6 protein-coding genes and 2 pseudogenes are annotated in these 11231 nt (G+C 56.6%); 6 read left to right on the forward strand and 2 right to left on the reverse strand.

Features of this window, described 5'->3' with window-relative positions; translation table 11 throughout:
- The 4 genes and pseudogenes from ACILRA_RS12620 to ACILRA_RS12635 all read left to right on the forward strand — a co-directional run.
- Window positions 1-314 (forward strand): annotated as a pseudogene (locus tag ACILRA_RS12620) (hypothetical protein); the annotation flags it as partial.
- A gap of 69 nt (window positions 315-383) precedes the next feature.
- Entirely contained in the window at window positions 384-677 is a 294-nt protein-coding gene (locus ACILRA_RS12625) for a hypothetical protein (protein ID WP_395662449.1), read from the forward strand.
- Between the two features lie 225 nt (window positions 678-902).
- Window positions 903-1427: a GNAT family N-acetyltransferase gene (locus tag ACILRA_RS12630; protein ID WP_395662450.1), complete on the forward strand. Its 525-nt coding sequence runs from the start codon at window positions 903-905 to the stop codon at window positions 1425-1427.
- Window positions 1428-1928: 501 nt separating this feature from the next.
- Entirely contained in the window at window positions 1929-3482 is a 1554-nt protein-coding gene (locus ACILRA_RS12635) for a TRIC cation channel family protein (protein WP_395662451.1), read from the forward strand.
- A gap of 436 nt (window positions 3483-3918) precedes the next feature.
- Here ACILRA_RS12635 and ACILRA_RS12640 read toward each other — a convergent pair.
- Window positions 3919-5080 (reverse strand): annotated as a pseudogene (locus ACILRA_RS12640) (IS256 family transposase).
- Between the two features lie 404 nt (window positions 5081-5484).
- Between ACILRA_RS12640 and ACILRA_RS12645 the strand changes: the two are divergent.
- Both ACILRA_RS12645 and ACILRA_RS12650 read left to right on the forward strand, forming a co-directional pair.
- On the forward strand, window positions 5485-9417 hold the full coding sequence (locus ACILRA_RS12645) for a glycosyltransferase (protein WP_395662452.1): 3933 nt from the start codon (window positions 5485-5487) through the stop codon (window positions 9415-9417).
- Between the two features lie 5 nt (window positions 9418-9422).
- Entirely contained in the window at window positions 9423-10499 is a 1077-nt protein-coding gene (locus tag ACILRA_RS12650; protein WP_395662453.1) for a hypothetical protein, read from the forward strand.
- Between the two features lie 444 nt (window positions 10500-10943).
- On the opposite strand, the gene ACILRA_RS12655 is transcribed toward ACILRA_RS12650, so the two are convergent.
- A partial coding sequence (locus tag ACILRA_RS12655; protein WP_395662454.1) for a transposase occupies window positions 10944-11231 on the reverse strand: 288 nt, incomplete at its 5' end.

The raw sequence follows: 11231 nt of genomic DNA on the forward strand, positions 1-11231 counted from the left end.
ATGCGACGCCTGGCAGAAGCTCATTGCTCAACCAGAGACCATCACCTCAATCGGAATGCGCCAATGGGCTCATGTCGGTCAGACCCAATGACCGTTGGTATAATCAATTGAATTTGGGTGTGAATTCGTCGTTGAGACGATGGCCTGCAGCCAAAGCGACAAGGGCAGCATCTACCATGAGCGACGATAGCTTTCTTCTCTTCGATCTTCCAGCCGTTTCCCGCAAGAAGGTGTCCGCGAACTTCGATGGCGGTGCAATTTCCTCTGATGGCGGGCTGATGCTCCTGCGGGAGGCGGACCGGCGTTGGGGCTGACGCGCATGCTGGCGTCCTGCGTTCAGGACCGGCCCGGATCGCAGCCAGATCAGCCACGCGGTGGAGGAGATGATGCTCTTCCGCATGCTGGCCATTGCCAAGCAGCTCGGAGAGCATCGACGGCAGGCGGTGCGGCGCGCCGCTTGCGGCAGTGTCAACCAAGACGTCATTAACGTCAGCGGCATAGCCGTTGGCGGTCACCCTGCTCCTAAGGGTAACGGTCTCGGCGGCCAGCAGATCCACGACGGTCAGGAAAAGCTCACGCCGATCCGGTGGAAAGCGCGTTGCCATCAGAACGTAGCCACCTTGGCGTTTGCGGTCCGGTCGGACGTGACGGCCCGAGCTGAGGCGCGTGCACCGTGAGGCCTGACGATGCCGCACGGGGCAAACAACATTTCGTCGTCATCTGGAACAATTCATCGCTGCCATTGACAATTAGCTTGCAAATAAACAGCCCGGCATTAAGCGGTCAAATTGGTAATGTTGATTTCGGCAGTTCAACTTTACCCATCACCAACATCTAATCGTTCATCTAACAGCGACTGCGGCCCGCGATTGGTCGTGCCGCCATAACCCGCGAGAATTGCCATGCTCGAAGAGCAGAGAAATCAACGCTCACCAGCCGATCCGGCGGGCGATGTCGCGCCAGTTCGAGTAGTAGTGCGCAAGATGCGCCCAGAGGATGTTCCCGGCGCCCTTCGGGTCCTCGCCCAGTGGAACATGGCTCCCCTTGCCCCGTCGGAGGAGGTGCCGGAGCCGCTGCGCACGTCAATCGACATCGGCAATGCGTTCGTCGCCGAGGCCGGGGACCGCATCGTTGGCACCTGCAGCTACTTCCTGATAGGCGACGGTTGGGCGGAGACCGCCAGCCTTGCCGTGGACCCGGAACCACGCTTCGCGGGTGTTGGCGTGCTGCTGCAGCAGGCCCGCTTGGACGAAATGCGGGTGCGCGGTGTCCGCCGGGTGCTCACGAAAGCCGACCGCCCGGCAACCATTCGCTGGTACGTGCGGCGCTTCGGTTACCGGATCGTTGGCGCCGGCCTCAAGAAACATGCGTTCGGCCTACTCGATGTGGACCACTATACGGTGCTCGAACTCGACCTGACGAACTGACCGGCCCGCCCTTATCCGGGCCTAAACACCAGGCTAGTCCGGATTATTCGTCTGGGCGATGATCTTGGGTTGGCGGATGTAGCGTAATTTCTAGTCTTTGGTGCAGGTGCCAACGCTTCGCTACTCCGGCTGATCGCTGAGCGAATGGCTGCTGCCGGTCCCTGAGTGCCCGGGCGGAGTGCCCCATGCCGCCCCTAAACGTAAACCCCAACGCCAGCCACCATCAAAATCCGCGATCGTCTTTCGAGGGGCATGGATCAATCGCAGCCTCAGGTACTATAGATCATCAGCCTACAGATGAACAGGATTCTGGTGAATTGACCTGGTTGGCGGCTTGGATAAGGCGTCTGAAAACGCAATCTACATCACGGCGATCCTTCGTTATCTGACAAAGAAGCCCCTTTGTAAGTCGTTTAACGTCTCATTCAACTGCGACGAGTACTTTGGAGATCATGATACGGTTCAATCAACAACCGGACCTGCATCAGGAAAACTGCCGCCATGTTTAGATTCGCCTCTTTCACTGTCATCTCTTGCGCTCTGATGACCCTTGCGGCTCTCCCCATTGCTTGGGCAGAGAAGCCGAATTCGCGCTCACCGGTTGTTATTGGCGCGGAGCGTGGCGATTCTCCTCAGATTACTCTTCGCGCCGGATCCGTGCAGAGCGGGTCGCCTCAATATCCGGGCGCCGCAACGATTGACGGCCTGAGCACAATGGAATTGGAGCTTCTCACCTCTGTGGCGCGCGCAGCCAGCGTCGAAGTTGTCCTCACGAAGCTCAACTGGACGCAGCAGCAAGACGCCCTTTTATCCGGCCGAATTGATCTCGCATTCGGGGCTTATCAACCCGAGTTTGGAGACGCACGCTTTCACTACTCGATACCCTACCGCCAAGCGCCGATAGCCCTGTATATCCGGGTTGAAGATAAGGACCGCTTTGACCTAAGCGACTTCGACGCCCTGCTCCGGGAAAACAACAAGTTGAGGCTTGGCATTGTCGCGGGTCAGAGCTTTCAGGATTCCCGTATCTACAGTGTCTTCGAGAGCGCCGCGCGGGAACGGCGCCTCGTCGTTGCTTATGACCTTGAAGAGAATCTGAAGAACCTCGCCAATGGGCGGATCGATGGATTCATTGGAGAGAGGCTCGACACTGCGGCCTCAGTCGTGGACATGAAGCTCCTGCACACTGTGTATGAGGCGATCCCGCTTGGAACATGGAATGTCCATGCCATATTCAGCAAGACCACAGTTACGCAGGATACGGTAGACCGGTTCAACGCAGCGATCAGAGCCACCACCAATGACGGCCAACTGGAGAAGATCATTCACCAGAGCAAGTTTTCGGTGATCGCCACCTATTTCTTCAACAGCACTCTGTTCATATTCCTTGAAGTCATAGGTTGTATTGCCTTCGCAATCTCAGGGGTCTTGATTGCATATCGTGAACGATTCAGCATGGTGGGCGCCTTTGTTCTATCTGCGCTGCCTGCTGTCGGTGGCGATACCTTGCGCGATCTGATCTTTGACCGTCATCCGATCGGGATCCTCTCGACGCCTCTTTATCTGTGTACTGTCGGGATAACAGTTCTGATTGGCTTTGCGATCATCCGGCTGCTGCAATTTCTGCAGCGTCAACGCTACTGGTTTGACGCAGGAGTCAAGTTTCCTGCCTTCGTCAACATCAAGAACATCTATGATTTCACCGACGCCATCGGGATTGGCGTGTTTACAGCGTCGGGCGTCGCTGTGGCCGTCTCCGTCGGGGCTGACCCGCTCTGGTTATGGGCGCCGATATCAGCCACGCTTTCAGCAGCGGGTGGAAGCATCCTGAGAGACATCGTTCGTCAATCTGGGCGCGTCGATACACTGAAAACCGAGTTCTATGCCGAAGTTCCCATCATCTGGGGCGCGTTGTTCTCCTTGTTCATTATGGTTCAGCCGACGCTCATTGTGCCGGAAATCTTCGTCGTCGCGATCGCCATGATGCTGTTTGGCGCAACGCTCACGCGATTGGCAGCCCTATGGTTTGGCATTCGCGCCGTTCGTTACTGGTGATGTCCCCGGGGCGGCTTTCGATCTGGCTGCTGTGCCAACGCCTCCGCGTCACAATATGTCGATGAGTAATGAAAGCGATGAACGGCTTTTGAGCATCAGCTGGCGCTTACCGCCGCGTAGGGCTTCGATTGCGGCGATGGTTCTGTCACGCTGATCTGGCTTCAGGTGCACTCCACCCACAGCGCCATCGCGATCTGGCCCGAGGGCTCCACGCGGGTGGCGGAGGCGAGACGCTAGCGCTCAGCTTGAGCTGCGCTCTCTGCGGCTGCGTCCTTCTTTTCGGCAGAGTTCCCTTTCAAGAGGATCGCCGTCCCTCGGCAATTGACCGGCGGCCAACAATTTGTTGCCAAGTTCGTCCCATATCGCTGATCGTGTCCCATTCCGTGGTGTAGCTGACGGTATGGGTCGCCGAGCTTTTCCGGCTGGGCCGGGATGGTCAGCGGGCCACGGCTGGCAAGCTGACAAGTGCATCATTGCTCATTTGGTTGATGGTTTCCATTGTCATGTAGCGAGCACGCTGGACGGCCCACTCATCGTTCTGCTCGAGGAGGATGGCACCGACCAGACGGATGACTGTATCATCGTTCGGGAAGATGCCGACGACCTCCGTGCGGCGCTTGATCTCACCGTTGAGACGCTCGATTGGGTTGGTGCTGTGGAGCTTGGCGCGGTGCTCCTTCGGGAATGTCATGTAGGCCAGCACGTCCGCTTCGGCCTCACTCATGATGGCGGCGAGTTTCGGCACCTTGCGCCGGATCTGATCAGCTACGGTGCGCCATTGGGCGCTGGCGATGAAGCCCGAGACCACCCTGCGGCCCGACTTTCCGGCATGGACAAGGACGTTTCTCATGAAGTGCACGCGGCAGCGCTGCCAACTGGCGCACAGCACCTTGGAGACGGCGGCCTTGATCCCTTCATGGGCATCGGAGACGACCAGCTTAACGCCCCTCAGTCCGCGCCGGGGTAGCTTGCGAAGGAAGGCCGTCCAGATGGGTTCGGCCTCCGAGGTCCCGATCTCCATACCCAGAACCTCGCGCCGGCCATCGCTGTTGACCCCTGAGGCGATGATGGCGGCGACCGAAACGACACGCCCGCCGCGGCGGACCTTCAGGTAGGTGGCGTCGATCCAAAGATAGGGCAGTTCGGCATGCCTCACCCCTCGATAGGCCGCTCGAGGAAGGCCTTCACCCGGGCGTCGATCTCTTCGCTCAGCCGCGACACCTGGCTCTTGGAGATGCCACTCATGCCCATGGCCTTCACCAGATCATCGACCGAGCGGGTCGATATCCACTGCACACAAGCTTCCTGGATGACGGCGGTAAGTGCCTTCTCGGCCATCCGCGGGGGTTCCAGGAAGCCCGGAAAGTAGGAGCCCTTCCTGAGCTTCGGGATGCGCAGTTCGACCGTCCCGGCCCGCGTCTCCCAGTCCCGGTCACGGTAGCCGTTGCGCTGGGCGAGCCGCACAAGGCTCTTCTCGCCGTGGGCTGCCCCGGTGAGGGCGCCCACCTCCAGTTCCATCAGCCGATCATCTCGCGCAGCAGATCGGCATCAGGCGTCTTATCCAGAAGGCTGCGCAGGTTCATCATGTCGTCGGTCATCGGTGGTTCTCCGGTCTTTGGGTTAGGGAACGCAACCAGACCCTACCGGAAACCCCGGTGACCACCGAAAGCCGTTCGCTCGCTACAGCGTTCCCTGTGGGCGCGCTTCGCGAACGGCTTCACCATCAGAACCTACACCACACCTGGGGACGCGACCCGGAGGAGCAGGTCACTTCATCCAGACGAGCGCCCCTTCAGTCAGAAAAAAGCTAAGCGCAAGTTCAATGAGCCTTACTCTAGGCGCTTAACACCCGATGGCACACTGATGCCACATCAACACAAGTCTCCACAAGGAAGTGGAAACATTAGGAGGGACCCTGTTGTCTGGCTTATGGCGAACTCAAGATCGAATCTTCTTGAATAAACACTTTAACGGGTACTAGAATACCAAATGTTGATCAAAATTGACACAGACTGAATGTAACTTTTACTGTTTCATCCACTACAAGGCCTCCACGTTAATGTCCGCTTCAGCCCGCAGCGTAATTCTGTCCCCGCATGACCCAGCCGTACTGGGCGGGCACGCGCTTTCGGAAGCTCTTTCACTCATCCGGGACACTGCCTTATTCGACGACACATACTACGTTGCAGCCTATGGCGGCATCGACCCAATGATCTTGCGCGTCGATCCTGCAAGTCATTATCTCGCGATCGGCTGTGCAAAAGGCTATCAGCCATCCAAGAGTTTTGACGGCGAGCTTTATGGGTTGCGCAATACCGACGTCATAATGACAGGGATCAATCCGCTGCTTCACTTGGCCATAAGCAGGCAGGGTCGCCAGGACCCGAGCGAGGTCTCGGCTGGTCCACCTTATGGCGGCCGGATCTTCCCGGACCCGCCACATAGCAAGCGGAGGCGGGACAAAGACCTGGGCGTCGACATCATTGTTGTCGCAGATGGATATGACGCAACGCTGGACACGATACATTCTGTTCTCACCACGCCGAACAGTGCTCGCGCGAACCTAATCTTGATCGATGACTGTCAGCGTAACGGCGTTCTGGCAGACGCACTAAAGAGCCTATCCGAACGCAGCCTGATTACTCTTTTCCAGAATGACAGACCTGTTGGCTTTGCCCGCGCCGTGAACTCTGTTCTCAAGCTCCATCCCAACCGGGACATCATTCTGCTTGGTTCCGGGATGATCCTGCCCAGCAATTGGCTCGATCGGCTAATGAGTCACCGGGCACCCGACGTTGCAAGCATTACACCCTTTAGTAATACCATTTCGCCCTGCGGCTATCCAAGACCATTCACCACGACTAATTCCCTTCCCCGGGACCCGCGCAGCCTCGATATGCTGGCATCTCTGTTCAACAAGGGGCTGGCGGTCAATATCGCCTTCGGCGCAAAGTCGTGCATTCTCATCACAAGGCACGCGATTTCCAAAATCGGCTACTTCGATCACCAGAATTTTGACGGCGGAGACGGCGCGGTTATTGACTACTGTTATAGAGCCGCAAAAGCGGATTTCAGAAATCTACAGGCGCTTGACGTTTTTGTTCAGCGGCAGGATCACGACGCCAAGCAAGACGAACCAGATGCCACCGATAACATCCATAAGGCTCTCAGGCGGAAGCATCCTGATTTCCCCATGACCATGAGAAGCTTTATTGCCGAGGACCCCGCATCCGGCGGCCGGCAAGCGCTGGACTTCGCGATCATATGCGGCCCGGCTACGGAACGGCGCGTGCTCTGCTTTGAGCCAGCGCCAAGCTTCAAAACCGTCGCGCACCCCCCCTCCCGAGACGGAGAGAGGCTCACAATCGTTCGTCCGGGACCTACTCAAGACACAGTAACCATCAGCTCAGCCAGCGATCCGGCGTTGACTGTTAAGTTGATCAGCTCTGCCAAGCTGATAGAGCTATCCTGTCTATGCGGCTTTGACCGGATCGAAGTGCATGGCCTTTCTGGTTTCCCCTCGACGTTGATGAACAGCATTCGCAAGCTTTCAAAGCTAATGGGAGCGCCATACGAGTTCTACGTCAACGACTTTGCCGCCGTTTGCCCCCGGCAAACGCTCATTCACGCGAGAGGAGTGTACTGTGGAGAGAAAGGCGAGAAGCAGTGCACCCTGTGTCTTGCTGACAAAGATCGACCACCTCCCGTGCTGCACCCCGATCTCTCGCCGGACGCCAATGTTTCCATATCGCGGTGGCGCAAGCTGTATGAGCGCTTTCTCTCCAATGCCGACCGGGTTGCATGCCCCAGTCTGGATACTGAGCAAAGAATACGCCGTCATTTCCCAGGCGCAACCACTGAGCTTACCCGAGCTCAAGCACTGAGCGCGGGCCTGCGGACCATCAGGAGACCGCATGGTAATCGTGATCTGGGGCCACTGAACATCGCCGTCATTGGCTGCCACTCATACGGGGCGGGTCGGGACTTTCTTGAACGATGTGCGCAGGACGCGCTCATTCGCGATCTTCCGGTCGTTTTTCATCTGACTGATCGCGCATGTGAAGGGTACTTGAGCATGCTTCCGAACATCAGGGCGCATGTCTCTAACGGAAGTGGGTACGCCGAACTGGAGGTCGACGGCGTGCTTCTTCCAGCACTCCAGCCAGAGCCTGATTGCCCAGAACTCAGGAACGCGATCAACAGCGAGATACCCTCTTTTGCATTCAAGTTGGGGGCGCAGAATGAGGTTTTGCGGCGGAGCTCTTTTGGCCACCCCATACCCATTCAGTCGATGGATTCGCCGGCTGCCGTCAACGACGTTCTCGTCAAGACGCTTGGAGCAGATCAGCGACAGCCTGTTTCGCAGTATTCAGGCTTGGCCGAGAAGATGTCATTTGTTCGGCCCCATTTCGATGTCGAGTTTTATGCGCGCCAGGTAGCGAACCTCAAGCCGGGAACAGATGCGCTTCTTCATTACTTCCTTGTCGGCTGGAGGGACGGCCTCGATCCAAGTCCCGCATTCTCGACAATGTATTACCTGAGGTCAAACCCTGATGTAGCCAACAGTGGACTGAACCCATTCTGGCATTACCTTATCGCAGGAAAGGGGGAGGGGCGTGATCCCGTTCATCCCGGGGGCTACAAAGTGGCACTGCTCTCGTCTCTTGCGCCATTGCCTCAACTTAAACAGACACCTGCGGCAAACGCAGGCGACCTGCTCACACAAGCCAGAATATGCGAGATGCTGGGCGGTGCAGGAAAGCCCGGGAGTCCGTTTCTCACGATTGTCTTCGGGCATGATGATTATCGCCGGGTGAGCGGCGGCGTACAGCTCTGCATTCAACTTGAAGAACGCCAGGCACATGAACGCGGAGAGCAATACCTCAATATCTTTCCGCGCCAGCATCTACAGACGATGCTAGATGATAAAAATTATTTGGTTGAACTTGTGCTCGACGGACGAAAGCTGGGCACAACGAAAGCCGCTACACTTGCGAATGCTCTCCACGCGTTGAAGAGGTCGGAGGGCTCAACAAGAATCATAATACACCATCTCCTCGGGCACCGCATAGAGAGCGTGCGGGACGTTATAGCGGCAGTAAGGTGTGTCGAGTGCTGGTTATGGATTCACGATTACTTTACGATTTGTCCCAGCTACACGCTAAGTCGCAATGGAATTACCTATTGCAAGGCCCCACCTCGGGATTCAAACGCCTGTTCTATATGCCGCTACGGCGCGGAGCGCTTGCGCCATCACGAACGCCTTCTGGCCTTCTTCAAGGCAGTTCGAGTTCGGGTGCTGTCTCCTTCACAGTTCACGAAGGACCTATGGCTGTCACGATCGGAATTGCCGGCAGCAACGGTCGATGTCCTGCCTCACGTTGAACTGGTTGCGACGCCGGTTAAACAGCGCAGGCGTCCTGTCAGGAATGTCGTGTGCCGCGTCGCTTTTGCTGGGACGGCGGCCGCGCATAAGGGATGGCCCATGTTCGAGCGGCTTTACAAGCATCTGACCGGGCGAGGACATTTTGAGTTCTATTACTTTGGGCAGAGTAGCGCCCCACCACCAGGAATGAGGAACATCCCGGTTCACGTAACTGCTGATAGTCCATCGGCCATGATCAAGGCGCTTGCGGCCAACGAAATCGATCTTGTGGTTCACTGGGCCATCGGGCCTGAAACATTTTCATTTTCGACCTGCGAAGCAATGGCTTCAGGCGCATACGTTGTCGCAAACACCATATCAGGGAATGTCGCCGAACTCATAAAGTCAACCGGCCGCGGCATTGTACTGGATGGCGACGAGAAGTTGATGAGTTTCTTCGAGGGCGGCGGCGCCATGAAATTGGCTGTTGATGCCCGGCGCCGCCGGTCAACCGAGCATCTCCATTATCGCATGAGCAGTATGACCTATGCAGTACTTGGTGGGACCTGATTGATATGGCCATCTATGCATACACAAGCTGCTCATTTAGCTATCTGAACCGTGCCCGGGTCATGGCCCAGTCCTTGAGAAGAGTTCATCCGGAATGGAAGCTATGGCTTGTCATGACAGACAAGGAGCCGCCAGGATTTCAATTTGATCTCTCTGGCGCCGGCTATGACGGCATGCTCACAGCAGAGGAGTTGTTCGGAAAGAATGCTGAATCTTGGCTCTTCAAGCATGACATCGTGGAGGCATGTACCGCAGTTAAGGGACGGGCTTTGCGCTATCTGTTGTCGCGCAAAGATTGCAGTAAAGTGATCTACTTCGATCCCGACATTGCGGTGTTCAATCCGTTGTCCGAAGTCGAGGACGCGCTCGAGCGCTACTCCATTGTTCTCACGCCCCATCTGCTGGAACCGGAGCCAAGAGAGAACCTAGCCGCAATTCGGGATAATGAGATTGCGTCCCTGCTGTATGGGACTTTCAATTTGGGTTTCTTGGCCGTCAGCAATGACAATGAAGCAAACCGCTTTGCGGATTGGTGGCAGGCGAGACTCGACGATTTGTGTTATGATGAACCATCAACTGGTGTGTTCGTCGATCAGAGCTGGTGCAATCTCATTCCATGTTTTTTTGACAATGTGAAGGTATTACGTCACCCCGGTTACAATGTTGCGAGTTGGAATCTCAGTCACAGGTTCCTCAGTTTTGACGAAAACGGACTTGCTCTCGTAAACGGCCTCCCGCTCAGATTTTTTCACTTTACGAAACTCGGAAGTGTGGGGGACGTCATGACCGAGAGATACGCCCGTGACAACACCGAAGTGTATGAGTTGTGGTGGTGGTACAAGCAGGCGGTTGAGAGCAATACACTGCTTGGCATTCCGCCAGGTTGGTGGCAGTATGGGCAATTTGACAACGGCGACCGCGTGCCAAAGAATGCCCGGGAACTCTACCGGAAGCGGCTTGACCTCGAGGTAGCCTTTCCCAGGCCATTTCGTACGGGGCCTGGGTCATTTCATTCTTGGCTGAAGGACAATACAGATCTGCTTTCTGGTGGAGGCTCTTTTCATGGCTTCCATCCCGCATAGTCAGGCTGGTCTGACCTGCCGGTTCCGTCGAGTGGGAGCGGCGGCGTGATGGTGGCAGGCGCTAGCGGAAGGTATCCAAGAGCCGAATGCAGCCTTCGTGTATTGCAGAGGATACGTCATTGTTCCATGATCCCCTTGGCTTGCCTGAGGCTTTGGAATATCTCCCCGTTCAGCAATTCGTCCCTTGGCTCGCCGCTGCAGGGCTCGCGGTAGCCATCCTCCCAGGGTAAGCTAGGATCGATGCTCAAGCTCTTCGTGCCAAACAGTTCGTGAAGCGTGCCCACATGAGACGCTGTAGTGAGCGAACGGCTTCACCATCAGTACCTACACCAGGCCCGGGAACACGACCCGTGTAGATCTGCGATTCTTGATCCAGTACGTGGGGTAAACACTTGGTTGGGGCTGCCTCTGCAGCATAAGTTTTCATACTAGAGCGTCGTTCCATCAATTGAATCCATATCCAGCGGCTTCAAAGTAGTTTGAGCATTCGTCTGGCGAGAAAAGTGCGCAGATGTTGCCGATGGCTCTCCAAAGGGCATCGATCGTTCTGGCAGCGGCAGATCGAAGGTGGGCCTTGAGCTTTGCGAAGGCCATTTCGATGGGGTTAAGGTCCGGGCGGTAGGGTGGCAGGAACAGCATCCAGGCACCTTTGCTCCGGATAGCCCGCTCTGCGGTTTCGCTCTTGTGGCTCGACAGGTTGTCGAGGATGACGACATCGCCCGGCTGGAGAAC

It is taken from the genome of Aestuariivirga sp. (assembly GCF_044239095.1).
Lineage (GTDB): Bacteria > Pseudomonadota > Alphaproteobacteria > Rhizobiales > Aestuariivirgaceae > Aestuariivirga.